The organism is Phreatobacter sp. GW821-FHT04C01, from assembly GCF_059420385.1.
In genome coordinates, this window is record NZ_JBWKTP010000001.1 from 996827 (window position 1) to 1020531 (window position 23705).

The following is a 23705-nucleotide window of genomic DNA, read 5'->3' on the forward strand; positions in this document are numbered from 1 at the left end:
GTGGCGACACCCGAGGGCAATGATCGAAGCGATCGCCTGGTCCGGTGGGCCCGCTGGCTCACCGGCATCTGGCTGGCTTTCGGCGCGCTCGTCGCCTTCCTGAAACGCGACAGCATTCCGGCTCTCGGGCTGAACGACATCGGCGACGCGCTGGCCGGCCTGTGCGCGCCGATCGCCTTTCTCTGGCTGGTGGTGACAGCCCTCCTGCAGAAATTCGAGCTCGAGGCGCAGCGCGCCGAGCTGAAGCTGAACCGCGAGGCGCTGCTGCTGCAGGTCGGCCAGCTCAGCAATTCGGTGGAGCAGCAGGCGGCGCAGACCAAGATCATGAAGGACGAGTATGAGCGCTCGCTGCAGCAATCGCTCAACTCCCAGCTCCGCCGGATCCTGATCGACGATCACGCCTGGTACATGTCGGAACTGTCCAATCTGGGCGCCCGGACGCTCGGCTTCGTCGTCGACGGCCGCGCCGAGACCGTGGCGCATGATTTCTCCAATGCCGGCGCCAGGCTTTTGGCCGAGAACCGGGTCTCCGAGGCGATCATCGGCATCGACGCGGATCTCGGCGCGCTGGAGGCGGCCTTCGCGGGCGAGGGACGCCGCTACGACACGGCGACGCTGGTGCTCATGGCCACGCTGTCGCCGATCCTGCAGGCGTTTCACCATTCGCTCGCCGCGGCGGTGCAGAGCCATGACGGCTTCCAGCGCAACGCCGTCGTCGCGGCCGATTACGAATTGGGGGTCAACAGCCGGATCGCGCAGCTCGCCGCGCTGCACGGACGGCTGGAACGCGAGATCGGGCTTGCCGGGAGGCTCACGCCTCCTGCCTGATGCCGCTCGCTTCGAGCGTCCGGCGCAGCCGGGTGAAGGCCAGCCGGATCCGGCTCTTGACGGTCCCGAGCGGCAGGTGCAGCTGTCCGGCGATTTCGGAATGCGACAGGCCGTCGAAAAAGGCCAGGCGGACCAGCGAGAGCTGCTCCTCGGGCAGATCGGCGAGCGCCACGCGCACGCTCTGTTCGCGCTTGGCGAGCGAGATCGCGTCCTCCATGTCGGGTTCGCCCGCCGGCATCAGCATCGGCTCGTTGACGTCGAAGCGATCGGTCCGGTCGCGCCGGAGCGCATCGATCCTGCGGTTGCGCGCGATGCGGTAGAGCCAGGTGGCGACCGACGACTTCGAGCGGTCGAACAGAGCCGCCTTGTGCCAGAGCGTGACCATGGCTTCCTGGGTCAGCTCCTCGGCGGTGGCGGCATCGGCGCCGAGCCGGACGAGATGGCCGACGAGCCGCGGGGCGAAGTGATCGAACAGGGCACTGAAAGCTTGCCGGTCGCGTTTGGCAGCCACCGCATCAACCCAGTCCGCCAGTTGGTCACGCGATACCAAGGACCCACCCTCTCGCAGACGGGACGCCCCGCACCCCCGAGCACAACTTAACCTAGCATAAAAGTTGTGGAGGGAGGGAGGTATTATAGTATATGGTTTCTTAACATGGTTACATCAGGTCCGCGGCGAACAAAGGTGAGCCTGCGAGGCCGAAACATGCGACCATAGCCTGCACACCGAGACGTTTCGCTGCGAGCACCGGGCTTTGCCATTGTCTTGCCCGGATTGGCTGGTGTGTACCACACTCCAGAAGCGAGACGCCGCTTCGTCACCTGCCTGTCGCGCACCTTTCATCATGGATCTGGTTCGTCCTTTACCCCATCTTTACCGTGATCTTCGAAAGCTAACGGGAATGTGGGGCGGAGCCGATCCTGCCCGGTGCCCAAGAACCCGTAGAGTCATGCGATGCTGCGATCCACTCCTTTCCTGATGTTCCTGGCCATCGCGGCTGTCGCTCTCCCCGAGCAGGCGGCGGCGCAACGCGCCCCGGCCGGCGGTCGTCCGGCCGCAGCTGCGCCGGCGGCCGGCGGACAGCAGGGGGCGGCCGTTGCCCAGTTCGGCGACTGGGGCGTGTTCACCTCGACGACGCCGCGCGGCAAGGTCTGTTACGCGGCTTCGCAGCCGAAGACGCGCGCGCCGGCCAACCTGCAGCGCGACCCGGCCTTCTTCTTCATCACCTCGCGTCCGGGCGAGAATGTCCGCAACGAGATCTCGCTGACGCTCGGCTTCGCGCTGCGCGGCGACGCGACGGTCGCGGTCGGCCCGACCAGCTTCGCCATGTGGACCCAGGAGAAGGGCGCCTGGGTGAAGAACCCGGCGGAAGAGGGCCGGGTGATCACCAGCATGCGTTCGGGATCGCAATTGACGGTGCGCTCGACCTCGCAGCGCGGCAACGTCACCACCGACACCTATTCGCTCACCGGGCTTGCCCAGGCGCTCGATCGCGTCGCGCAGGAATGCCGCTGAGCCCCCCAACCCGCCCCTGAACCCACCCTGGGGCGTGGGCTCTTTCGAAAGGCTGCCTTTGGGCAGCCTTTCGTGCTATAGGCGCCGGCTAACGCGACCGGCTCCGCGCAGCGGAGCGATGCAGCAACCCATTTCACCATGGCATGTCCCGCGGGCGAACCGGTGCCGATTTCGCTCGACAATGCCGTGGCCAGAGGCCTGACCCGATGCCGACGCTCGATCTTTCCAATGCCAAGCCCGTCCAGGCCAAGCCGCCTGTCGAAGCCATCCGGCCCCTGCCGGTCAAACGCTCGCTGGTCGGCCTCGACCGCGACGGCCTGAAGGAGGCGCTCGGCGCCATCGGCATCGAGGGCAAGGAGACGCGCATGCGCGTCTCGCAGCTCTGGTCCTGGATCTATCAGCGCGGCGCCAAGACCTTCACCGAGATGTCCAACGTCTCGAAGCAGCTGCGCGCGGCGCTCGACGAGGCCTATACGCTGGACCGGCCGGAAGTGGTGGTCGAGCAGATCTCGACCGACGGCACGCGCAAGTGGCTGCTGCGCATTCCGCCGCAGTTCGAGGGCGAGAAGTGGCACGAGATCGAGACCGTCTATATTCCGACGCGCGATCGCGGCACATTGTGCATTTCCAGCCAGGTCGGCTGCACCCTGACCTGTACCTTCTGCCATACCGGCACGCAGAAGCTGGTGCGCAACCTGACGGTGGACGAGATCGTCGCGCAGATCATCGTGGCGCGCGACCGGCTCGGCGACTGGCCGGGCCAGGAGCCGCCGGAAGGCGCCTTCGTACCCGATGACGGCGGCCGCTTCGTCAGCAATATCGTGCTGATGGGCATGGGCGAGCCGCTGTACAATGTCGAGAACGTCACGGCTGCGCTGAAGGTCATGCTCGACCAGGACGGCCTGCAATTCTCCAAGCGCCGCATCACGCTGTCGACCTCGGGGGTCGTGCCGATGATCGAGCGCGTCGGCGCCGAGACCGGCGTGTCGCTGGCGATCTCCCTGCATGCGGCGACCGACGCCCTGCGCGACGAACTGGTGCCGCTCAACCGCAAATATCCGATCGCGGAGCTGCTCGACGCCTGCCGCAACTATCCGGTCCTGTCGAACGCCCGCCGCATCACCTTCGAATATGTGATGCTCAAGGACGTCAATGACAGTGTCGACGACGCCCGCCGCCTGGTGCGCCTGCTGAAGGGGATACCCGCCAAGATCAACCTGATCCCGTTCAATCCCTGGCCGGGCTCGCGCTACGAATGTTCGGACTGGGAGCAGATCGAACGCTTCTCCGACGTGGTGTTCGATGCCGGTTATTCGTCGCCGGTGCGCACGCCGCGCGGCCGCGACATCCAGGCCGCCTGCGGCCAGCTGAAGAGCGAGACCGAGAAGCTGCGGGCCAAGGATCGCGCCGCGCTGATGTCGAAGAGCGAGCAGGACGCTTTCCGCGCCATGGCGATGGTGGACTGAGCCAAACGCCCGGTCCGGCTCTTGCCGGCTTGAGGCTGGCCCGGCGCGGCGGCATTATTTTTCCGCCGCATGTCAAAAGCCGGCCGGCGAGAGCGTCACTGAACCGGCGGCGCATGGCGCGCCGCGCTGGGCTCAGGAGACGACCATGCAATATCTGCTGCTGATCTACGAAGATGAATCCGCCCGGAAAGGTGCGAGCCAGGCCGCCCTCGGCGAGGTGATCGCGGCCTATGGCGCCTATATCGAGGCGATGAAGACCGCCGGCCACTATCTCGGCGGCAATCGCCTGCGGCCGGTGGCGACCGCCACCAGCGTCCGGATCTCCGACGGCAAGAAACAGGTTCTCGATGGTCCCTATGCCGATACCAAGGAGCAGCTCGGCGGCTATTGCCTGATCGATGTTCCCGATCTCGACGCGGCGCTGTCCTGGGCGGCGCGCTGTCCCGGCGCCAGCCTCGGCACGATCGAGGTCCGGCCGATCTGGGACGTATACCCTTAAGGTCCGCCAATGCCGCGGGATCAGGACAGCCGCGAGATCGCCGAGGCGGTGGCGCGCCGAAGCTATGGGCGGCTCGTCGCGATCCTCGCGGCGCGCACCCGCGATGTCGTCGGCGCCGAAGACGCGCTGTCGGAAGCCTTCGCCAAGGCCTTGGTCGACTGGCCATGCTCCGGCGTCCCGCGCAATCCCGAAGCCTGGCTGCTCACCGTTGCCAGGAACCGGATGATCGACAACGACCGGCGCCGGCGCGGCGCCGAACGCGCGGTCGACCACCTGATGCTGGCGGCCGAGGAATTGGCCGCTTCCGTCGCGGCCAGGACGCCGATCCCCGACGACCGCCTGGCCTTGATGTTTGCCTGCGCCCATCCGGCGATCGATCCGAACCTTCGCGCGCCCTTGATCCTGCAGACCATCCTGGGGCTCGACGCGGCCACCATCGCCTCGGCCTTCCTGGTCTCGCCGGCGGCGATGGGTCAGCGCCTGGCGCGCGCCAAGGCCAAGATCCGGGTTGCCGGAATTCCCTTCCGCGTGCCCGACCAGGTTGATCTCGCCGAACGGCTGGATGCGGTTCTGGCGGCGATCTACACGGCCTTCACCGAAAGTTGGTCGGATCCGGCCGGCACCGAGGCGAAGCGGCGCGACCTCGCCGACGAGGGGATCTGGCTTGGCCGGCTGGTCGTCTCGCTGTTGCCGGGGGAGCCGGAGGCGCTCGGCCTGCTGGCGCTGATGCTCTATTCGGAAGCCCGGCGCGGCGCCCGGCGCAGCGCGCGGGGGGACTATGTGCCGCTGGCCGAACAGGATCCGGCGCTCTGGGACATGGCGCTGATCGACGAGGCGGAGGCCCTGCTGCTGCGGGCCAGCAGGATGGCGACGATCGGCCGCTATCAGCTGGAGGCGGCGATCCAGTCGGCCCATGCGGTCAGGCGGCGGACGGGATGCGCCGACTGGAGCGCGATCGAGAGCCTCTATGATGTGCTCGGCGCGGTCACCGGGTCGCCGGTCGTGGCGGTCAACCGAGCGGTCGCCGTGGCCGAGACGGCGGGGGCCGCGGCGGGTCTGGCGGCGCTCGACGAGGCCGCTGGGGATGCGCGTCTCGACGAGTACCAGCCCTATTGGGCGGCGCGCGCCGGGCTGCTGGCCCGCGCCGGCGACGTGGCGGCGGCGAACCGTGCCTATGACCGGGCGATCGGCCTGGAAGCCGATCCGGCCGTGCGGCGCTTCCTGCAGGCGCGACGCGAGGCGCTGGGGCCGGCCGGCACCGGTTCCGGGCCGCAGGCCTGAGGCCGGTGCGCGATACGGTATCGCGGCTTGACCCATCGGCGGTCTGAATGGTCAGGTTGCGTGGATCCGGCGGCAAGACCGGAGGGTGTCCCATCCGCGATCCCGGGAGGATTTCATGCGGTCTCCACGCCTGAGCGCGACAGCGCTCGCCCTGACGCTTGCTTCCATTGTCATGCCCGCGGCGGCGCTGGCGCAGTTCGGCCCGCCGCCTGACCGCGGCTTCGACCGCGGCAACGGTTTCGAGCGCAGGCCCGGCCCCGACCGCGGACCGGGTTTCGAGCGCGGGCCCGGCTTCGACCGCGGCCGCGAGCGGGGCCGGGCAACCGGGCCGGATGGCGGCACGGTGCTCGGCATGTCGCGCGAGCGGCTGGCGCGGATCGCGCCCGTGATGCGCGGCGAGGTCGATCGCGGCATGTTTCCCGGCGCCGTGACGCTGATCGCGCGCGGCGGCCGGATCGTCCATTTCGAAGCCCATGGCTTCCGCGACGCGGCCAAGACCGTGCCGATGACCCGCGACACGCTGTTCATGCTGGCGTCGATGACCAAGCCGATCGTGTCCACCGCGGCGGTCATGCTGATCGAGCAGGGCAAGATGAAGCTCTCCGACCCGATCACCACCTGGCTGCCGGAGCTGCGCGATCTGAAGGCCGAGGTCCGGCGGACCGGCGCCGATGGACAGGTCACCACCGAGGACGTCGCGCTTGACCGGCCGATCACCGTGCAGGACCTGCTGCGCCACACGTCGGGCTTTTCTTACGCCGGCTCGGTTCGCTCGACGCGGCTGAAGGACCTCTACGACCGGCAGAATATCGAGGGGCGCGAGGCCAATATTTCCGGCGACGAGATGCTGCGCCGGCTCGGCCAGATCCCGCTGTTCAACCAGCCCGGCACGGCCTTCGAATATTCGATCTCGGTGGATGTGCTCGGCCTGCTGCTCGAGCGGGTCAGCGGCAAGCGGCTGGATATCCTGGTCAAGGAGACGATTCTCGATCCGCTCGGCATGCAGGACAGCGCCTGGTACGTCGCCCAGGGCCAGCGTGCGCGGCTCGCCGAAACGCTCGACCAGGATCCGCAGAAGGCGATCATGTGGCCGGCCTACCGGATCTTCGAGAACCCGGCGGAGAACGGCCAGTATTTCAGGGGCGGCGCCGGCATGGTCTCGACTGCGGAGGACTATCTCAAGTTCGCCCAGATGATCCTCAACGGTGGCGAGTTCCAGGGCCAGCGGCTGGTCTCGAAGAAATGGGTCGAGTTCATGCTGTCGAACCACCTGGTCGGCCTGGGCGGCACCACGGCGGCCTCGACCGGGCCGGGCTACGGTTTCGGTCTCGGCTTCGCCGTCAGGCTGCAGGAGGGTTTCGCGGTCGCGCCGGGCTCGACCGGGGATGCCATGTGGGCCGGTGCCTGGGGCACCAGTTTCACGATCGATCCGCGCGAGCAGATCGTCGGCATCCTGATGGCGCAGGGACCGTCCAACCGGGTGCATACCCGCATGCTGTTCAAGAACCTGATCTACGGCGCTGTCGTTCGCTGAGCGGCTCCGGCGGTTCGACCCGGCCGGGCCGTCGCCCGGCCTGTGACAGCAACGGCCATTGCCCGCCCGCCGGGCCGCCGCCTATGCTGGCCCGATGAGCGACGGCGAGACCTTGGAGCGTTACAGCTGGCGCCGCGACCCGGCGGTGCCGGCCTTTCCGGATGACCGTTCGATCATCGTCTTCGACGGCTATTGCGCGTTCTGCTCGGGCTGGGCGCGCTTCATCCTCAAGCGCGACAAGGCCCGGCGCTTCCGCCTGCTGCCGGCGCAGTCACCGCTCGGCGCGGCCTTGTTCCGGCATTTCCAGCTCGATCCGGCCGACTACACCACCAGCATCCTGATCGAGGACGGGGCCGCCTTCCTGAAGTCGGAGGGCATCCTGCGCATCTTCGCGGCGCTGGGCTTGCCCTGGTCGCTGATCCGGGTCGGCCGGTTGCTGCCGCCGGGCTGGCGCGACCGGGTCTATGACGTCATTGCGCGCAACCGCTTCAGGCTCGGCCGGCGCGACAGCTGCTATCTCACCGAACGCGGCGACGAGGACCGGTTCCTGGCATGAGGCCCGAGCATCTGCGTGTCCTGATCCTCGGCGGCTACGGCACGTTCGGCGGTCGCCTGGCGCGGCTGCTGCTCGACGAGCCGCGGCTGACCCTGATCATTGCCGGCCGGTCGCGCGCCAAGGCCGAGGCCTTCTGTTCCGGGCTCATGGGCCGGGCCAGGACCGAGCCGCTGGCCTGCGACCGCGACGGCGATCTCGCGGCGGTGCTGGGCAGCGCCGCCGCCGACATGGTCGTCGATGCCACCGGCCCGTTCCAGGCCTATGGCGATGACCCCTACCGGGTGGTCAAGGCGGCGCTAGCGGCCGGCATCCCCTATATCGACCTGTCCGACGGCGCTGAATTCGTCGATGGCATCACGGCTTTCGACGAGCAGGCGAAGCTGAAAAACCGCTTCGTGCTGTCCGGGGCCAGCAGCTTTCCGGTGCTGACCGCCGCGGTGGTTCGCCAACTCGCCGCCGACGGGGCGGCGGTTCGAACGATCGCCGGCGGCGTCGCGCCATCGCCCCATGCCGGCGTCGGCGAGAACGTCATCCGTGCCATCGCCAGCTATGCCGGCAAGCCGATCGGGCTGAGGCGCGATGGTCGCGACGTCCACGGCCATGCGCTGGTAGAGGTCTGGAACCGCACCATCGCGCCGCCCGGCCACCTGCCGCTTCGCCCGACGCGCTTCTCGCTGGTCGACGTTCCCGACCTGCGCGAGCTGCCGCGGCTGTGGCCCGGGGTCCGGACGGTCTGGATGGGGGCCGGGCCGGCGCCGGAGGTCTGGCATCGTGGGCTCAGCCTGCTGGCCTTGCTGGTGCGCTGGCATGTGCTGCCATCGCTGGCGGCCCTGGCGCCGCTGTTCCACGGGGTCGTCGACCGGCTCGCCTGGGGCGAGCATCGCGGCGGCATGATCGTGGAGATGACCGGCACGGCGCCGGACGGCCGGCCGGTCGCGCGCTCCTGGCACCTGGTGGCCGAAGGCGATGGCGGACCGTTCATTCCGTCAATGGCCGCCGAGGTGCTGATCCGCCACCATCTCGACGGCCGGACGCCGCCGGCCGGCGCGCGCTCGGCGGCGACCGCGCTGGAGCTCGCGGACTACGAACCGTCCTTTGCCGGGCGCGGCATCGTGCACGGTTGTCGCGACGATGCCGCCGAGACCGCGGCAACGTCGCTCTATCGACGGCTGCTTGGATCGGCCTTCGCGGCGCTGCCGGCGCCGCTGCGCGCCATGCATGGCGACGAGCCGCGCTTCCTCGCCAGGGGCCGCGCCAAGGTCGAACGTGGAACCGGCCTGTTCGCACGGGTCGTGGCGGCGCTGATCGGCTTTCCCGCGGCGGGCGAGGATGTCCCGGTCGAAGTCGCCTTCGAGCGGACGCCCGGGCGCGAGGTCTGGCGCCGGACATTCGCGGGCAGGCGGTTCGCCAGCACGCAGGAGGCCGGCACCGGCCGGGCCGCGCATCTCCTGGTCGAGCGCTTCGGCCTGGCGCGTTTCGACCTTGCCCTGGTGGTCGAGGCCGGCAGGCTCAAACTGGTCCCGCGGCGATGGTCGATCCTCGGGCTTCCCATGCCGCTGGCGCTGGCCCCTGGCGGCGAAGCCTTCGAGACCGTCGTCGACGGCAAGTTCCATTTTCACGTCGAAATCGGCCACCGCCTGTTCGGGCTGGCGGTGCGCTATCGCGGCTGGCTCGAACCAGTCGGCGACGAGCCCGGCGACCGCGGCTGACAGATTTGGCCGGGCGCGTCTGCCGGTCTCTCCGTAGGGCTCCCGTGACCGGAGCGCGCTTCCAACGCCCAGGTCGCACGGCTAACGTCGCCGCATGAATCGCTTCGCCCATTCCCTGCTTCGGCTGCTGCGCGTCGTCTTCGGTTTCGCCGTCGCGATGGCGGTCGGCTGCGCGATCGTGCTGGTGTTCGATCTCAACAAGGGCAGGATCCCGGAGCTGCTCGCCGGCGGTTTCATCGTCGGCTTCCTGGTGTTTCAGGCCGCCGGTTTCATGTGGCCGCTGCTCGTGGTCGAACTGGTCGCCGAGGTCAGGCGCTGGCGCGCGCCCGCCTTTCACCTGGCGATCGGTCTGGTCGGGGCGCTCGGCGCGCTGGCCTACGCGGTCTTTCAAGCCGCCGGCGAACCGGTCGACGATCTGCTCGGCGAGGAGCCGGCTTTCACGGCCTACCGCCTTTCGATCCATCTGGTGGCCGGCCTGGTCGCCGGTTTTCTCTACTGGCTCATCGCCGGCCGAACGGCCGGCATTCAATCCACGGAAGGATCCAAGACATGACGTTCACCTGCCGCACCCCTGCCGAACCGGATGTCCTCGTCGACAACGACAAGGTGAAGGTGACGCGCTGGAACTTCGCCGACGGCGCCGAGACCGGCTGGCATCGCCATGGCTGGGACTATGTCGTGGTGCCGCTGGCCGACGGCAAATTGGTCGCCGAGCTGCCCGGCGGCACGTCGACGGAAGCGGTGCTGACCGCCCACGTTCCCTATTTCCGTAGCGAAGGCGTCGAGCACAACATCATCAATGCCTCGGGCAAGCCCTACGCGTTCATCGAGATTGAAATAAAGCCCTGACGATTGCTGCGCTGCGGTAGAATAATTGCCTATTCCGTGGCCATTTGTCGCTCACGATACGTCCGTGACTCCGCAAGACGCATTGCTATGATCCCTCCACCAGCCGGGCTTGCGTCCTGGCAAATGGTCGTGTGGTGGAGGGGTCCATGCATTTCGAAAGACTTTGGCGTCTCGAGCGAATCCGGCGTTTCGGCAAGGCTTGGCTGGCCGGCGCGCTGATCGCCGGCGCCGTCCTGTCGACGACGGGCGCGGAGGCCCGCACGGTGCGCTGGGCGCGTTCGCTCGACGCCCAGACCCTCGATCCGATGTCGGCCAATATCGGCCCGACCACGGCGGTCGCCCATCAGCTGTACGAGCCGCTGGTCCATCGTGGCTATGACGGCAAGCTGGTGCCGACGCTCGCGACCGAATGGCGCAACCTGACCGACGATCCGACGGTGTGGGAGGTCAAGCTCCGCCAGGGCGTCAAGTTTCACAACGGGACCGACTTCACCGCCGACGACGTGATCTTTTCATTCGATCGCGCGCGTTCGCCCAACTCCGATTTCCGCGGCCTGATCACCTCGATCGAAAGCGTCACAAAGGTCGACGCCCACACCATCCGGATCAAGACCAAGGCGGCGAACCCGCTGCTGTTCGAGAACCTCACCAACATCTTCATGATGTCGAAGGCCTGGGCCGAGGCGAACAACGCGGCGCTGCCGCAGAACATCCGCGAGCGCCAGGAAAATGGCGCGACCCGGCAGGCGATGGGCACCGGCGCCTTCCAGCTCGTCTCGCGCGAACCGGACGTGCGCACCGTGATGCGCCGCTTCGAGGGCTATTGGGGCCGCAACCAGTTCCCGCTCGAAGTGTCCGAGCTGATCCTGGTGCCGATCCAGCAGGATGCCACCCGCATCGCCGCCCTGCTGTCGGGCGAGGTCGACGTGGTTCACGACGTGCCGGTGCAGGATATCGCGCGCCTGCAGCAGAGCCAGGGCGTCACGGTCAGCACCGGTCCGGAAAACCGCGTCATCTTCCTCGGCTTCAATGTCGGCCCGGCCGAGCTGAAGACATCGGATATCAAGGGCAAGAACCCCTTCGCCGACCGGCGCGTGCGGGCCGCCATCAATATCGCGGTCAACCGTGACGCCATTACCCGGGTGGTCATGCGTGGCCAGGGCGTGCCGATCGGATATGTCGGCACCAATTTCATCTCCGGCTACTCGCCCGAGATCGCGGCGGTGCCGCGGCTCGACGTGGCGGCCGCCAACAAGGCGCTCGACGAGGCCGGCTATCCGCGCCGGGCGGATGCCGGCAATACCCGTTTCTCGGTGTCGCTCCAGTGCACCAACAACCGCTACGTCGCCGACGAGAACATCTGCCAGGCGGTGGTCGGCATGATGGGCCAGATCGGCATCAAGGTGACGCTGGTCGCCAAGCCCGCGGCGCAGCATTTCCCCGAACTGCAGCGCGAGGAGCTCGACTTCTACCTGGTCGGCTGGGGCATCCCGACCTATGACGCCGAATATGTCCTGACCTTCATGTTCCACACCCGGACCGCCTCGAACGGCACCTGGAACGGCACGCGTTATTCCAACCCGTCGCTCGACACGCGGATGATCGCGCTGCAGACCATGCCCGACGTCAACAGGCGCAATGCCGAGATCGCCGACCTGCAGCGGATCCTCAAGGAGGAGACGATCTATGTGCCGCTGCATGTCCAGTCGATCAGCCATGCCATGCGCGGCGGATTGCAGATGCAGGTGCATCCGGACGCGCAGGCCTGGTTCAAATATTTCCGCTTCGTGAACTCGTGATCGCCTGCGGTTGAGTTCTGCTCCTGAGTTGCCGCCCGCCTCCGCATCGCGGAGGCGGGCGGAGCGCTTCGTTTTGCCGACAGGACGGATCGAACCATGCTCGCCTATGCCGTGAAGAGCCTCGCTCAGGCCGTCCTGGTCATGCTGGCCGTGGCGCTGGTGGCCTTTTCCATGTTCCGCTTCGTCGGTGATCCCGTGTCCAACCTGGTCGGGCAGGAGACGACGATCGCCGACCGCGAGCAATTGGCGCGCGACCTCGGTCTCGCCGACCCGTTCCCGGTGCAATTCGCCCGCTTCGTCGGCAATGCCGCGCAGCTGCAGTTCGGCATCAGTTATCGCCAGGGCCGGCCGGTCATCGACCTGATCAAGGAGCGGCTGCCGGCAACCGTCGAGCTCGCGGTGCTCTCGGCGCTGTTCGCGCTCGTCGTCGGGGTCGTGCTCGGCGTCATCACCGCGATCCGCCGCGACGGCTTCCTGTCGCATGCGATCCTGTCGATCTCGCTGATCGGCGTGTCGCTGCCGACCTTCCTGATCGGCATCGGGCTGATCTGGCTGTTCGCGGTCGAGCTGCGCTGGCTGCCCTCGTTCGGGCGCGGCGACGTGGTCAGGTTCGGCTGGTGGACCACCGGCCTGCTGACGGTCTCCGGGCTCAAGTCGCTGGTCATGCCGGTGCTGACCCTCGGGTTCTACCAGCTCACTTTGATCATGCGCCTGGTGCGCGCCGAGATGCTCGAGACGCTGCGCACCGACTATGTCAAATTCGCCCGCGCCCGCGGCGTGCCGGAGCGCACCATCTGGTTCAAGCACGCCTTGAAGAACACCATGATCCCGGTCACCACCGTGGTCGGCCTGCAGCTCGGCTCGGTCATCGCCTTCGCCATCGTCACCGAAAGCGTGTTCCAGTGGCCGGGGCTCGGCGCGCTGTTCGTCAACGCCGTGCAGTTCGTCGATATCCCGGTCATGGCGGCCTATCTGATGTTCGTCGCCTTTGTTTTCGTGGTGACCAACCTGATCGTCGACCTGCTCTATTTCGCGCTCGACCCGCGCCTGCGTGGCGCCGGTTCGGCCACGGCGCATTGAGGCGGACATGACAATTTCAACTCATCCGGCCCGACCGGGCCTGCGCGCCAGGCTGGCCAAGGCCTGGGATTCCGACATTGCCTGGAGCTTCCGGCATTCGCCGGTGGCGATGATCGCCGCGCTGATGACCGTGCTCCTGCTGCTCGCGGCGATCTTCGCCAACCATCTGGCGCCTCAGGACGCCTTCGATCCGGCGGTGCTCAACCTGCTGGACGCCTATACCAGGCCGGGCGAGCCGGGCCTCGGCTCGAACACGGTCTATTGGCTGGGCACCGACAATCAGGGCCGCGACCTCCTCTCGGCCATCCTCTACGGCTCGCGCGTCTCGCTGTTCGTCGGTTTCGCGGCGGTGTTCTGTTCGGTGACCATGGGGGTCGGGCTCGGCCTCGTCGCCGGCTATCGCGGCGGCCGGATCGACGCCTTCATCATGCGCGTCGCCGATATTCAGCTGTCGTTTCCGGCGATCCTGATCGCGCTCCTGTTCTTCGGCGTCGCCCGCGGCCTGATTGCCGCCTCGAACCACGAGCAGGTGGCGATCTGGGTGCTGATCGTGGCGATCGGGCTGTCGCACTGGGCCCAATATGCCCGCACCGTGCGCGGTTCGACCATGGTCGAGCGCAACAAGGAATATGTCCAGGCCGCCCGCGTCATGGGCCGCTCACCTTTCCTCATCATGCTGCGCCACGTCTTGCCCAATGTGACCGGGCCGGTGCTGGTCATCTCGACGATCAACCTGGCGCTGGCGGTGATCGAGGAAGCGACCCTGTCCTTCCTCGGCGTCGGGGTGCCGCCGACGCAGCCGTCGCTGGGAACGCTGATCCGCTTCGGCCAGCAATATCTTTTCTCGGGAGAATGGTGGATTTTGTTCTTCCCGGCGCTGGCCCTGGTGCTGCTGGCCTTGTCGATCAACCTGTTAGGTGATTGGCTGCGTGACGCTCTGAATCCCAGGCTGCGTTAGGGCATGTTGTCAGTGATGGATTGGAGCTTGATGAGGTCAAAAATGGCCAAAGGGGAGGAGCATGGCGCCGCCGATACTCTTCTATCAGCGAGCGATGCGAGGCTGCATTCGTCCATTCTCCACCTCACCGCCTCCGACGGCGGGGCGCTTTTGACCGATGAGCGCGTCGGATATCGTCGCAAGCCGAAAGGCTTGCGTCCTCATTCTCCTTCTCCTCGGTCAAAATCGCGCCCGTCAAACCCGATCCATCACTGACAACACGCCCGGAGTAGACGAGTTGAAATGACGACACCTGTCCTGTCAGTTCGCGACCTTGTCGTCGAGTTTCCGACGCGCCGCGGCATCCTCACCGCGGTGGATCATATTTCCTTCGACATCCAGCCGGGTGAGGTGCTTGGCGTGGTGGGCGAATCCGGTGCCGGCAAGTCGATGACCGGCACGGCGGTGATCGGCCTGCTCGAGCCACCCGGACGCATTGCCGGCGGCCAGGTGCTGCTGCGGGGCGAGCGTATCGACAATTTGCCGGCGGAGGCCATGCGCAAGCTGCGCGGCAAGCGTATCGGCATGGTGTTCCAGGACCCGCTGACCTCGCTCAACCCGCTCTATACGGTCGGCGAGCAGCTGGTCGAGACGATCCAGACCCATTCGACCCTGTCGGCGGCGCAGGCGCGCGCCAAGGCGATCGATCTCCTGGCCGAGGTCGGCATCTCCGCGCCGGACAAGCGCATCGACGCCTATCCGCATCAGTTCTCCGGCGGCATGCGCCAGCGCGTCGTTCTGGCGCTGGCGCTGTGCGCCGGGCCCGAACTGGTCATCGCCGACGAGCCGACGACGGCGCTCGACGTGTCGGTGCAGGCGCAGATCATCACGCTCCTGAAAAAGCTCTGCAAGGATCACGGCACGGCGGTGATGCTGATCACCCACGACATGGGGGTGATCGCGGAAACGGCCGATCGCGTGGCGGTGATGTATGCCGGCCGCATTGCCGAGATCGGTCCGGTGCAGGACGTCATCAAGCGTGCCCGCCACCCCTATACCGAGGGGCTGATGGGGTCGATCCCGACACTCGACACCAATGCCGACCGCCTGGTGCAGATCCCGGGCTCGATGCCCCGGCTGACCGCGATCCCCAGGGGCTGCGCCTTCAATCCGCGCTGCCCGAAAGTGTTCGACCGCTGTCGCGTCGAGCGGCCGGATCCGATTCCGGTGGGTGCGACCGCGGTCGCCTGCTGGCTCTATGCCGAACCCAAGGAGAAAGTGGCGTGACCGAGCCGCTCGTGTCCGTGCGCAACCTGTCGCGCACATTCGATGTGTCGAAGCCCTGGCTGAACCGGATGATCGAGCGCGAGGAGAAGCGCTTTCTCCGGGCCGTGCAGGAGGTTTCCTTTTCCATCGACCGGACCGAGACCTTCGCGCTGGTCGGCGAATCCGGGTCGGGCAAGTCGACGGTCGCCAATATGGTGGTGGGCCTGCTGCCGCCGTCCAACGGATCGATCACGATCGACGGCATCGACATGTGGAAGCGCGACGACCAGGGCAAGCTCAAGGAGCTGCGCAAGAAGATCCAGATGATCTTCCAGTCGCCGTTCGCCTCGCTCAATCCGCGCTGGCGGGTCGACCGGATCATCGCCGAGCCGATCCGCGCCTTCGGGCTGATCCGCGACAATGGCGCGATCGAAGCCGAAGTCGGCCGGCTGCTGAAGACGGTCGGGCTCGATCCGGCCGACGGCGGCAAATATCCGCATGAATTCTCCGGCGGCCAGCGCCAGCGCATCGCCATTGCCCGGGCCTTGTCGTCGAAACCGGAATTCATCGTCTGCGACGAGCCGACCTCGGCGCTCGACGTCTCCGTGCAGGCGCAGATCCTCAATCTGATGCGCGACCTGCAGGACGAGTTCGGCCTGACCTATCTGTTCATCTCGCACAACCTGGCCGTGGTCCGGCACATGGCGAGCCGGATCGGGGTGATGTATCTCGGCCGCCTCGTCGAGGTGGCGCCGGCCAAGCAGATGTTCAAGGCGCCGCGCCATCCCTATACGCGCATGCTGCTGGACGCGGTGCCCGACCTCGACATGTCCGGCCGGGCGCGCAAACCGGTCGATGGCGAGATCCCCAACCCGATCACGCCGCCGCCGGGATGTCCGTTCAATCCGCGCTGTCCGCTGGCCAACGGCCGATGCCGGACCGAGATGCCGGCGGCCATCACCGATGCGTTCGGCACGGTCGCCTGTCACGCCGTGACCGAGGGGAGGCTTGCGGCCTGAGAAACAAATTGTTACGTGCCGCGTCATGGATGACACGGCATGACTTCGGTAGTTTCGGCATCGACCAGCGCGGTTGCGGTCTATCGTTCTATTCTACTGATATGCCTTGTGGCATTCGCCGTGGTGATCGCCCATCGCTGCCTGACGCCGCTGCCGGATTCCGAATATGTGCACAGGCTGGCGAGCTATGAGCACGGGCTGATCCGCCGCGGCCTGGTCGGCGAGATCTATTCCTGGTTCACCTTCGAGGTTTCGCCCTGGGCCGTCCGCATCGAGGGTTTCCTGGCGATCGCTGTCGCCGCGGTCCTCTATGCCGCGATCTTCGCCAGAACCTATCGCGTCCGGCTGCTGGAAACCCTGGTACTCGCTTGCTTCCTGTTCGGGTCGCCGCTGCTGTTCAAGAATTTCATCGGCAATCTCGGCAAATTCGATGTGCTGGGCGCGATCGTCGCCATGCTGGCCGTGCTGCTGCCGCTGCGGCTCTGGGCCTATGGCCTGATCGGTGGGCTCAGCGCGCTGCTGCTGTTCATCCATCATGTCCATGCGACCATCTATATTCCGACGATCTACGGCATCCTGCTGGTGCGCGCGGTCGGCGAGCGCGGCCGGCTGAGCTCCACCGACGCCGCGCTGATCACCGGTTCGCTCGCTCTGCTCGCGGCGCTCTTCGCGCATTTGCTGGTCTGCACGGCGGCCAAGGTGCCGGTCGAGACATTTCTCGACGGCCTGCGGGCGCGCGCCCTGCAGCCGGTGCCCGACCGGCAGGCCTTCATGTGGTACTCGACGATTGCCGAGGAGATCCGCATTTCGATCGGCATGTTGCCCGAACATGCGAAGCGGCTGCCGATCTACGCGGCGATCGTGCTGATCCACCTGCCGGTCATCGCGTTTCTGGCGCGCCGCATCCGGCCGCTCAGGATCGCCCGCCCGCTGGCCTATCGGACCTATCTGGCCGCCGCCGCGGTGGTGCTCGGCGGCTATCTCGTGACCAATGTCATCACCTTCGACTATGCCCGGCACCTCGGCAACCTGGCGCTTTGCTTCATCCTGCTGACCCAGGCCCAGATCGTCGCGGTGTCGGGTCCGGTCACCGCCGCCGGTGACCTCGACCCGTCCGACGGCAAACTCACCGCTGCCGCCGCGAGCGCGGCAGCGCTTCCCTGGGTCGGTACGGTCTATCCGCTGGTCTGAGCAGCGGCGCGCGTGGCTCAGGCGGCCTTGCCGCCGATCACGCCGCGGCGGATCTGGTCTTCCTCGATCGATTCGAACAGGGCGCGGAAATTGCCCTCGCCGAAACCGTCATCGCCTTTGCGCTGGATGAACTCGAAGAAGATCGGGCCGAGTACGGTGCCGGAGAAGATCTGCAGCAGCACGCGCGACATGCGGCCTTCCTTGTCGCCGACCGCCACCGCGCCTTCGCCGTCGATCAGCACGCCGTTCTTCTGCATGCGGGCGACATCTTCGCCATGGCCGGGCACGCGGGCATCGACCTTCTCGTAATAGGTGGTCGGCGGCGAGGGCATGAAAGGCAGGCCGTTGGCGCGCAGGGCCTCGACGGTGGCATAGATATCGCGCGAGCCGCAGGCGATGTGCTGAATGCCCTCACCCTTGTATTGCTTGAGATATTCCTCGATCTGGCTCTTGTCGTCGAGGCTCTCGTTGATCGGGATGCGGATCTTGCCGCAAGGGCTGGTGAGCGCCCGCGAGATCAGGCCGGTCAGCTTGCCCTCGATGTTGAAGAAACGGATCTCGCGAAAATTGAACAGCTTCTCGTACCAGCCGGCCCAATGATCCATGCGCCCGCGATGGACGTTGTGGGTGAGGTGGTCGAGATAATAGAGGCCGGCCGCCTCGGGATGGGGATCGCGTTCGGCGGTCCAGACGAAGTCGACGTCCCAGATCGAACCCTTGTCGCCGTAACGGTCGACGAAATAGAGCAGCGAGCCGCCAATGCCCTTGATGGCGGGGATGGCGAGTTCCATCGGCCCGACCTTGCCGACATGCGGCTCGGCACCCAGCGACAGCGCCCGCTCATAGGCATATTTGGCGTCCTGAACGCGGAAGGCCATGGCGCAGGCGCACGGACCATGCTCGGCGGCGAAGGCCTGGGCAAAGGAATCCGGCTCGGCATTGACGACGTAATTGACGTCGCCCTGGCGGTAGAGCGTGACGTTCTTGGACCGGTGCTTGGCCACCGCCTTGAAGCCCATCAGCTCCAGCACGCGGCCGAGCTCGGCCGGATCCGGATGGGCGAATTCGACGAATTCGAAACCGTCCGTCCCCATCGGGTTCTGCTCGGTGATGGCGGAAGGCGGCGCATCGTGCGGGAACGGGCCCATGGCGGTCTCCTGTGCGGAAGTGCGATTGCGTCAGTGTCGGCGAGATCGGGCGCAAGGAGTGTGAAAAGCACGGCGGGAACCGCCCTCGACATGCACGAAACGTGCGCTACTCTCTCTCCGTATGAGCGCTTCTATCGAGATTGACAGCTTTGACTTGCGCCTGCTCGATGCTTTGCAGGCCGACGGCGCACGAACCAACCAGCAGCTCGCCGACCTCGTCCGGCTGTCACCCTCGCAGGTGTCGCGGCGGCGCCAGCGGCTGGAGGAGACCGGCCTGATCCGGCGCTACCGCGCCGATCTCGATGCGACGCGCCTCGGCTTCGGCGTCACCGTCTTCATCTTCGTGTCGCTCGCCACCCATTCCGGCCTGAATGCCAAGCGTTTCGGCGATCTGGTCCGGGCGATGCCCGAGGTCCAGGAAGCGCATGCCATGACCGGTGATGCCGATTATCTCCTGAAGCTGGTGGTGCGCGACCTGAAATCACTCTCGGCTCTGGTCAACGAGGTGCTGCTGCCGCATGAGAGCGTGGCACGGGTGCGCTCCTCCATCGTGCTGGAAACCCTGAAGGACGATCCGCGCCTGCCGCTGTCGCGTTAGGCGACGGCGGCCGCCAGTCCGCATCGTTCCCGATATACGGCGAGACCCGTCATCGGCGAGGCTTGCGGCCGAGCGACAAGCCGAGGATCAAGACCATGCCCAGCCGTGAAACCGTCGAGGCCTTCATCGCCGTGGTGGAAGCCAACGACCATGTCGGCGCCATCGAGCAATTCTACGCCGAAGACGCGTCGATGCAGGAGAACACCGCCGTGCCGCGGGTCGGGCGCGACCTGCTGGTGGCGCACGAAGCCGCGGTGCTCAAGCGCACCCGCATGCATACGCACAAGGTGACGACCTTCCTGGTCGACGGCGACCATGTCGCGATCAACTGGGTGTTCGACATGACCGGCGCCGACGGCGTGACGCGCCGGCTCGACGAATTGGCGCTGCAGCTCTGGCGCGGCGATAAGATCCTGCGTGAGCGGTTCTTCTACGATCCGGCGGCACTGCGCGGCTGAAGCCCTCACGCGCATTTTCCCGCACGACGCGGCGCCCGCCTGATGCTAGTCGTGTCGAGCCTTCACGCGAGATCGCCCATGTCCGTCGTCGACGCCCGCCCGCTGCTTGCCCTCAGCCCGGTCATTCCGGTGCTGACCATCAAGGATCTGGCGATCGCCGTGCCGCTCGCCCGCGCGCTGGTCGCCGGCGGCCTGAGCGTGCTCGAAGTGACATTGCGCACGCCGCAGGCGCTCGACGCGATCGCCGCCATGCGTGCCGGTGTGCCCGACGCGATCGTCGGGGCCGGCACGATCACGCGGCCGGAGGACATCACGAAGGCATTGGCCGCCGAGGCGCAGTTCCTGGTTTCGCCGGGAACGCCGCCTGATCTGGCCGAGGCGCTGGCGGCATCCGGCGTGCCGGTTCTGCCCGGCTGCGCCACGGTCAGCGAAGCCATGGCGCTCGCGGCCCACGGCTTCACCTGCCTGAAATTCTTCCCGGCCGAACCGTCGGGCGGCGTGGCCTTCCTGAAGAGCCTGGGCGGACCGCTGCCGGGACTGGCTTTCTGCCCGACCGGCGGCATCGACGCCGCCAAGGCGCCGTCCTACCTGGCGCTCGCCAATGTCGGCGCGGTCGGCGGATCCTGGGTGGTGCCCGACGACGCCATCGCGGCCCGCGACTTCGCGCGCGTCGAGGCTTTGGCGCGGGCGGCCAGCGCTTTGCGCGCCTGACACGAAACGGGCGTAGTTCTCCCTCTTGCTGCATTCGGGCTGCATGCCATCATGAGCCCCGGGCTAGGCATTCAGGGAGAAGTCACGTGACTGATATTTCCAAGATTCTCACCTCCATGCTGTCGGGCGGCACCCAGCCGGGCGGCGGCGGCGGACTGCTCGGCCAACTCGCGGGCATGGCGGGGCAAGCCGGCCAGGCCGGCCAGGCGGCCTCCGCCCAGGGCGGTTCACTGCTCGAACAATTGACCCGGGCGCTGCAGGGCGCGCAGGGACAGGCCGGATCCCAAGGTCCGGGTCAGGCGCCGGGCGCGCAAGGCGGTGCCGCGGGCGGTCTCGGTGGTCTTGCCGGTCTCGGCGGTCTCGGCGGATTGTTGACCGGCCTCGCCGGGGCGGCCCAGTCGGGCGCCAACACCGTGCAGACCCAGGCCGGCAGCATATTCGGCGACCTCGCCAGCGGACTGCAGAAAGCACAGGCCGAAGGCAATCTGGGCGGCTTCCTGAAAGAGCAGGCGGAGAAGCTGCAGGCCAATACCGGCGGTTTCGCCGGCGTCGCGGGCGCCGGCACGCTTGCCGGCATTCTGCTCGGCACTGGCGCCGGCCGCCAGATCGCCGGCCATGCGGCCCGTCTCGGCGGCCTCGCGGCCATTGGCGGCCTCGCCTATGTGGCGCTGCGCAATTTCCAGCAGGGCAAGCCGGTGGTGCAGAGCACGATCGACGATGTCGGCGCCATTCTCGGTCTCGGCAAGGCGCCGCAGGGCTTTTCGGACGCGGCCGGTACGGTCGACGAGACGGCGGCCATTCTGCTGCGCTCGATGGTCGCCGGCGCCTATGCCGACGGCGAGCTGAGCCCGGAAGAACGCGCCATGATCGTCGGCCAGCTCGACTCGCTCGGGCTGGGGACCGCCGAGAAATCTTATCTCGACGGTGTGCTGGCGGCGCCCTTGAGCATCCGGATGATCGCCGCCTCGTGCACGACCGACGAGATGAAGGCCCAGGCCTATCTCGCCGCCCATCTCGGCATGACCGTGGACAATCCGGCGGAAGACAAGTTCCTGCAGGACTTCGCTTCCGCCCTCGGCCTGGATCCGCAGCTGGTCGCCCATCTCGACCAGGCGGCGGCGGAAGCCAAGGCGGCGCGCAGCGCCGGATGATCGCGGTTGGGCGGGCAGTCCTGACGGTGACCCAGGTTCCCGTATGCAGGGCTGCTCCGCAAGCTGTGTCTTGCGGTCGGCGCGCGGCCGACTAGGGTGCGGACGGGCCTCGGGCCCGCCCGCCTCATGCTCGGCCAGCCTCCTTGTCCTCTTCCGATCCTCCGAAAAAATCCCGCAAGATCGTCGACGTCTCGACCCTGGTCGTGCTCGCGCTGGTGCTGACCGGCGCGTTCTTCGTCTATCGCCGCGAAGGCGCGCATGGGCTTTTCGAGATCTTCGCCGAGGATGCCTGGCTGTTCGTCGAGATCCTGCCCAAAGTGCTGGCGGGCTGCCTGATCGGCGCTTTCGTGCAATTGCTGCTGCCGCGCGAAGTGGTGTCGCGCTGGGTCGGCGGCGATTCCGGGCTGACCGGGCTGATCATCGCCACAGCCATCGGTGCGATCCTGCCCGGCGGCCCCTTCACCATCTATCCGCTCGCCGGCGCCTTCCTGGCGATCGGTGCCGGTGTCGGGCCGGCGGTCGCCTTCGTCACCAGCTGGACACTGATCGGGCTGAACCGGGCGATCATCTGGGAGGTGCCGTTTTTCGGCATCGATTTCGTCATCCTGCGGACGATCGCCTCCTTGCCCTTGCCGATCCTGGCGGGGCTCGGCGCCCACTTCCTGGCGAAGCTGGTGCCCGGAGGGCCGCGCGCGTGATCGTCTTTGTTCTGTCGGTCGCGCTCTGGGTCATCGTCGCCCTGCTGGTCTGGATCGCCTGGCGGCGCGGCGAGGACGTCCTCAAGGCCGGCGTGAAAAGTGGAACCTTCGATTTCCTGCATCTGCTGCCGCGGCTCGCCATCGGCGTCATCGGTTCGGGCTTCCTGGCGGCCTTGCTGCCGCCCGATCTCGTGCGCTCCTGGCTCGGCCCGGAATCCGGTGTGGGCGGCTTGCTGCTCGCCACTGTTGCCGGCGCGCTGACGCCCGGTGGGCCGGTGGTCGGTTTCGCGATCGGCTCGACCGCGCTGAAGAGCGGTGCCGGACTGGTGCCGGTGGTCGCTTATGCGACCGCCTGGGCGCTGTTCGCCGTGCAGCGGCTGTTCGTCTGGGAGCTGCCGGTCATGCCGGCGCGGGTGGTATGGCTGCGGGTCGTCGCCTCGCTGCCGCTGCCCTTCCTCGCCGCCTGGGGCGTGATGCTGCTCGGCGGGCGTTGAGGCGAACCGGTCCGGCTGGTCCCGCTTGCACGCCCGGCCCGGGCCGAAGCGGTGTATAATGCGGTTTTCGCGCGACGAGCTGGCCTGGAGGCTCCATGTCGAATGACCGGCGCGGCCGGCAAGGGCCTTATGACGAGGATGAGGATGCCGAGCTGGACCGGCTCTGGCGTGACCCGCAGATCCTGTTCCGGGCGCGGCTCGACCATGCCGACGGCTGGGACGACGAGGCCTATCCGTTCAACCTCGACTCGGTCCGGCACACCGCCGGCCTCACCTTTCATCCCAAAGTGACGTTTTTCGTCGGCGAGAACGGCTCCGGCAAGTCGACCCTGCTCGAGGCGGTCGCCATGGCGCTCGGCTTTCGCGCCGAAGGCGGATCGCTGCAGGCGAAATCGGCAAGCTACCCCGCTCATTCGGAGCTCCATCGGTTCGTGCGGCTCGAGCGCACCCGGCGCATCGTCAAGGAAGGCTTCTTCCTGCGCGCCGAGAGCTTCTTCAATTTCGCCTCGATCATGGACCGCGCCGCCGCCGAGGCGGGGCCGAGGCCGAACCCGCTCAATGCCTATGGCGGCGTGTCGCTGCACCAGCAATCCCATGGCGAGAGCTTCATGGCGCTGATGGAGCATCGGTTCCGGGCGAACGGCATCTACCTGCTCGACGAACCCGAGGCGGCCCTGTCGCCGTCAAGGCAATTGCGCTTCCTTCGCCGGCTCCACGAGCTGGCCGCCAAGGGCTGCCAGTTCATCATCGCGACCCATGCCCCGATCCTGCTCGCCTATCCGCAAGCGACGATCTACGAGTTCGGTGAAAACGGACCGCGCGAGGTCGGCTACGAGGAGCTCGAACATGTCCAGGTCACGCGCCGCTTCCTGAACAATCCGGCCAAGTTCCTTGATGCGATCCTGGCGGACGGGTGA

The 23705-nt window shown here is 67.2% G+C and carries 25 protein-coding genes; 23 read left to right on the forward strand and 2 right to left on the reverse strand.

The features are described from left to right. Positions 1–828: a hypothetical protein gene (locus tag AC07WJ_RS04675; RefSeq protein ID WP_494933340.1), complete on the forward strand. Its 828-nt coding sequence runs from the start codon at positions 1–3 to the stop codon at positions 826–828. Here the strand turns inward: AC07WJ_RS04675 and AC07WJ_RS04680 are convergent. Next, the gene (locus AC07WJ_RS04680) at positions 812–1378 is read right to left on the reverse strand and encodes a sigma-70 family RNA polymerase sigma factor (RefSeq protein WP_494933341.1); all 567 of its coding nucleotides are present in this window, start codon (positions 1376–1378) and stop codon (positions 812–814) included. The two genes, AC07WJ_RS04675 and AC07WJ_RS04680, sit on opposite strands and share 17 nt — an antisense overlap. A gap of 405 nt (positions 1379–1783) precedes the next feature. Here AC07WJ_RS04680 and AC07WJ_RS04685 point away from each other — a divergent pair, with 405 nt between their 5' ends. The 15 genes from AC07WJ_RS04685 to AC07WJ_RS04755 all read left to right on the forward strand — a co-directional run bounded on the left by AC07WJ_RS04685 (position 1784) and on the right by AC07WJ_RS04755 (position 17530). After that, positions 1784–2344: an invasion associated locus B family protein gene (locus AC07WJ_RS04685; protein WP_494933342.1), complete on the forward strand. Its 561-nt coding sequence runs from the start codon at positions 1784–1786 to the stop codon at positions 2342–2344. A gap of 206 nt (positions 2345–2550) precedes the next feature. Next, positions 2551–3810, forward strand: coding sequence for a dual-specificity RNA methyltransferase RlmN (gene rlmN / locus AC07WJ_RS04690; protein WP_494933343.1), 1260 nt, complete (start codon positions 2551–2553; stop codon positions 3808–3810). Positions 3811–3955: 145 nt separating this feature from the next. Continuing rightward, positions 3956–4309: a YciI family protein gene (locus AC07WJ_RS04695; RefSeq protein WP_494933344.1), complete on the forward strand. Its 354-nt coding sequence runs from the start codon at positions 3956–3958 to the stop codon at positions 4307–4309. 9 nt (positions 4310–4318) lie between these two features. Then, positions 4319–5590, forward strand: coding sequence for an RNA polymerase sigma factor (locus AC07WJ_RS04700; protein WP_494933345.1), 1272 nt, complete (start codon positions 4319–4321; stop codon positions 5588–5590). A 115-nt stretch (positions 5591–5705) separates the two neighbouring features. Next, positions 5706–7124: a serine hydrolase domain-containing protein gene (locus AC07WJ_RS04705; RefSeq protein ID WP_494933346.1), complete on the forward strand. Its 1419-nt coding sequence runs from the start codon at positions 5706–5708 to the stop codon at positions 7122–7124. A gap of 94 nt (positions 7125–7218) precedes the next feature. Further along, positions 7219–7680, forward strand: a complete 462-nt coding sequence (locus tag AC07WJ_RS04710; RefSeq protein WP_494933347.1) for a thiol-disulfide oxidoreductase DCC family protein — start codon at positions 7219–7221, stop codon at positions 7678–7680. Further along, complete coding sequence (locus AC07WJ_RS04715) at positions 7677–9389, forward strand: saccharopine dehydrogenase family protein (RefSeq protein ID WP_494933348.1); 1713 nt, start codon at positions 7677–7679, stop codon at positions 9387–9389. The genes AC07WJ_RS04710 and AC07WJ_RS04715 overlap by 4 nt, the downstream gene beginning before the upstream one ends. Positions 9390–9483: 94 nt before the next feature. Further along, positions 9484–9942, forward strand: coding sequence for a hypothetical protein (locus AC07WJ_RS04720; protein ID WP_494933349.1), 459 nt, complete (start codon positions 9484–9486; stop codon positions 9940–9942). Next, on the forward strand, positions 9939–10238 hold the full coding sequence (locus tag AC07WJ_RS04725; protein WP_494933350.1) for a cupin domain-containing protein: 300 nt from the start codon (positions 9939–9941) through the stop codon (positions 10236–10238). The genes AC07WJ_RS04720 and AC07WJ_RS04725 overlap by 4 nt, the downstream gene beginning before the upstream one ends. A 146-nt stretch (positions 10239–10384) precedes the next feature. Then, positions 10385–12037: an ABC transporter substrate-binding protein gene (locus AC07WJ_RS04730; protein WP_494933351.1), complete on the forward strand. Its 1653-nt coding sequence runs from the start codon at positions 10385–10387 to the stop codon at positions 12035–12037. A gap of 96 nt (positions 12038–12133) precedes the next feature. Continuing rightward, complete coding sequence (locus AC07WJ_RS04735; RefSeq protein WP_494933352.1) at positions 12134–13117, forward strand: ABC transporter permease; 984 nt, start codon at positions 12134–12136, stop codon at positions 13115–13117. A gap of 7 nt (positions 13118–13124) precedes the next feature. Then, complete coding sequence (locus AC07WJ_RS04740; protein ID WP_494933353.1) at positions 13125–14075, forward strand: ABC transporter permease; 951 nt, start codon at positions 13125–13127, stop codon at positions 14073–14075. Between the two features lie 282 nt (positions 14076–14357). After that, positions 14358–15341, forward strand: coding sequence for an ABC transporter ATP-binding protein (locus AC07WJ_RS04745; RefSeq protein ID WP_494933354.1), 984 nt, complete (start codon positions 14358–14360; stop codon positions 15339–15341). Then, complete coding sequence (locus AC07WJ_RS04750; protein WP_494933355.1) at positions 15338–16339, forward strand: ABC transporter ATP-binding protein; 1002 nt, start codon at positions 15338–15340, stop codon at positions 16337–16339. Before AC07WJ_RS04745 ends, AC07WJ_RS04750 begins: the two co-directional genes overlap by 4 nt. 108 nt (positions 16340–16447) lie before the next feature. Then, positions 16448–17530, forward strand: coding sequence for a hypothetical protein (locus AC07WJ_RS04755; protein ID WP_494933356.1), 1083 nt, complete (start codon positions 16448–16450; stop codon positions 17528–17530). A gap of 17 nt (positions 17531–17547) precedes the next feature. Here the strand turns inward: AC07WJ_RS04755 and hppD are convergent, their stop codons facing one another. After that, entirely contained in the window at positions 17548–18678 is a 1131-nt protein-coding gene (gene hppD, locus AC07WJ_RS04760) for a 4-hydroxyphenylpyruvate dioxygenase (RefSeq protein ID WP_494933357.1), read from the reverse strand. Between the two features lie 121 nt (positions 18679–18799). Between hppD and AC07WJ_RS04765 the strand changes: the two genes are divergently transcribed. The 7 genes from AC07WJ_RS04765 (at position 18800) to AC07WJ_RS04795 (ending at position 23705) form a co-directional block, all read left to right on the forward strand. After that, on the forward strand, positions 18800–19276 hold the full coding sequence (locus AC07WJ_RS04765) for an Lrp/AsnC family transcriptional regulator (RefSeq protein ID WP_494933358.1): 477 nt from the start codon (positions 18800–18802) through the stop codon (positions 19274–19276). A gap of 95 nt (positions 19277–19371) precedes the next feature. Beyond that, positions 19372–19734 carry a nuclear transport factor 2 family protein gene (locus tag AC07WJ_RS04770; protein ID WP_494933359.1) on the forward strand — a complete coding sequence of 121 codons (363 nt, stop codon included), beginning with the start codon at positions 19372–19374 and terminating at the stop codon, positions 19732–19734. Positions 19735–19812: 78 nt separating this feature from the next. Continuing rightward, a complete protein-coding gene (gene eda / locus AC07WJ_RS04775; protein ID WP_494933360.1) occupies positions 19813–20445 on the forward strand; it encodes a bifunctional 4-hydroxy-2-oxoglutarate aldolase/2-dehydro-3-deoxy-phosphogluconate aldolase in 633 nt (210 codons plus the stop codon). Positions 20446–20531: 86 nt separating this feature from the next. Beyond that, a complete protein-coding gene (locus tag AC07WJ_RS04780) occupies positions 20532–21596 on the forward strand; it encodes a tellurite resistance TerB family protein (RefSeq protein WP_494933361.1) in 1065 nt (354 codons plus the stop codon). A 143-nt stretch (positions 21597–21739) separates the two neighbouring features. Next, positions 21740–22294 carry a permease gene (locus AC07WJ_RS04785; RefSeq protein WP_494933362.1) on the forward strand — a complete coding sequence of 185 codons (555 nt, stop codon included), beginning with the start codon at positions 21740–21742 and terminating at the stop codon, positions 22292–22294. Continuing rightward, positions 22291–22788 (forward strand): hypothetical protein, encoded by a 498-nt coding sequence (locus AC07WJ_RS04790; RefSeq protein WP_494933363.1) that lies wholly within the window; start codon positions 22291–22293, stop codon positions 22786–22788. The genes AC07WJ_RS04785 and AC07WJ_RS04790 overlap by 4 nt, the downstream gene beginning before the upstream one ends. A 95-nt stretch (positions 22789–22883) precedes the next feature. Further along, a complete protein-coding gene (locus AC07WJ_RS04795; RefSeq protein ID WP_494933364.1) occupies positions 22884–23705 on the forward strand; it encodes an AAA family ATPase in 822 nt (273 codons plus the stop codon).

Coding starts and splice junctions, on each gene's coding strand:
- AC07WJ_RS04705 (WP_494933346.1), top strand. CDS start 5,706: ATGCGGTCTCCACGCCTGAGCGCGACAGCGCTCGCCCTGACGCTTGCT.
- AC07WJ_RS04765 (WP_494933358.1), top strand. CDS start 18,800: ATGAGCGCTTCTATCGAGATTGACAGCTTTGACTTGCGCCTGCTCGAT.
- hppD (WP_494933357.1), bottom strand. CDS start 18,678: ATGGGCCCGTTCCCGCACGATGCGCCGCCTTCCGCCATCACCGAGCAG.
- AC07WJ_RS04715 (WP_494933348.1), top strand. CDS start 7,677: ATGAGGCCCGAGCATCTGCGTGTCCTGATCCTCGGCGGCTACGGCACG.
- AC07WJ_RS04795 (WP_494933364.1), top strand. CDS start 22,884: ATGTCGAATGACCGGCGCGGCCGGCAAGGGCCTTATGACGAGGATGAG.
- AC07WJ_RS04730 (WP_494933351.1), top strand. CDS start 10,385: ATGCATTTCGAAAGACTTTGGCGTCTCGAGCGAATCCGGCGTTTCGGC.
- AC07WJ_RS04685 (WP_494933342.1), top strand. CDS start 1,784: ATGCTGCGATCCACTCCTTTCCTGATGTTCCTGGCCATCGCGGCTGTC.
- rlmN (WP_494933343.1), top strand. CDS start 2,551: ATGCCGACGCTCGATCTTTCCAATGCCAAGCCCGTCCAGGCCAAGCCG.
- AC07WJ_RS04735 (WP_494933352.1), top strand. CDS start 12,134: ATGCTCGCCTATGCCGTGAAGAGCCTCGCTCAGGCCGTCCTGGTCATG.
- AC07WJ_RS04770 (WP_494933359.1), top strand. CDS start 19,372: ATGCCCAGCCGTGAAACCGTCGAGGCCTTCATCGCCGTGGTGGAAGCC.
- AC07WJ_RS04745 (WP_494933354.1), top strand. CDS start 14,358: ATGACGACACCTGTCCTGTCAGTTCGCGACCTTGTCGTCGAGTTTCCG.
- AC07WJ_RS04700 (WP_494933345.1), top strand. CDS start 4,319: ATGCCGCGGGATCAGGACAGCCGCGAGATCGCCGAGGCGGTGGCGCGC.
- eda (WP_494933360.1), top strand. CDS start 19,813: ATGTCCGTCGTCGACGCCCGCCCGCTGCTTGCCCTCAGCCCGGTCATT.
- AC07WJ_RS04710 (WP_494933347.1), top strand. CDS start 7,219: ATGAGCGACGGCGAGACCTTGGAGCGTTACAGCTGGCGCCGCGACCCG.
- AC07WJ_RS04740 (WP_494933353.1), top strand. CDS start 13,125: ATGACAATTTCAACTCATCCGGCCCGACCGGGCCTGCGCGCCAGGCTG.
- AC07WJ_RS04695 (WP_494933344.1), top strand. CDS start 3,956: ATGCAATATCTGCTGCTGATCTACGAAGATGAATCCGCCCGGAAAGGT.
- AC07WJ_RS04725 (WP_494933350.1), top strand. CDS start 9,939: ATGACGTTCACCTGCCGCACCCCTGCCGAACCGGATGTCCTCGTCGAC.
- AC07WJ_RS04720 (WP_494933349.1), top strand. CDS start 9,484: ATGAATCGCTTCGCCCATTCCCTGCTTCGGCTGCTGCGCGTCGTCTTC.